The organism is Limnospira sp. PMC 1279.21 (assembly GCF_032349615.1).
In the GTDB taxonomy this organism is placed as follows: domain Bacteria; phylum Cyanobacteriota; class Cyanobacteriia; order Cyanobacteriales; family Microcoleaceae; genus Limnospira; species Limnospira fusiformis.
In genome coordinates this window covers 1-604 of the sequence record NZ_JARPLU010000493.1, presented here as the reverse complement: position 1 = coordinate 604, position 604 = coordinate 1, and the positions used below count along the sequence as shown (strand labels likewise).

Here is a 604-nt window from a genome sequence, read left to right as displayed (position 1 = left end):
GTTTGAATCGATAATGCGCCCATGTCAGCATGGCGCGGGCAGTCTTGGATTTGATTAGACGCTTCACCTTGGCAACCATGTTGGAAGTCTCGAAGGTCGGCAGAAAAATTATACTGTAGTTGTGAGTCAAGTAGTGAGCAATTTGTTTGTGGGCTTCATCAACTAGATTGCGGATTTTGGTTCTCATTCGTTGATCCGCTTGCCTCATCCGTCGCCTTCTTGAACGACAGGGTTCCTTGGCGATTCGGCTCATCAAATCATCCAAATGTTGACATAGCCTAGTAATGCGTCCAATATCCCCGGAGCCCAATTCCAGAAACCGAGAGCCATCAAACCCAGTTATGAAAGTTCGCACACCCGGGTCTAATGCAATTACGCCATTCGCTTCAGTTGGGGTAACGGCAACTGGTTCAGGGAAAATCGCCAACCATCGACCTTTGGTAAACACCAACTGAGTCCCTTGCCCGCAAGTTTTAGGGATGGGTTCGGAAACCATGAAAGTTAATCCTTTCGTTAGTCTTGGATACCAACTCCCTGAAGAGAAATTAGCATTGTTAAACTTGATGGCTTGAGAACTATCCCGACAGCTCCTAAACCTGGCGCC

General features: G+C 47.5%; 1 pseudogene. It reads right to left on the bottom strand.

Annotated elements, in window-relative coordinates:
- A pseudogene (locus tag P5683_RS25605) lies at positions 1–604 on the bottom strand (RNA-guided endonuclease TnpB family protein); the annotation flags it as partial.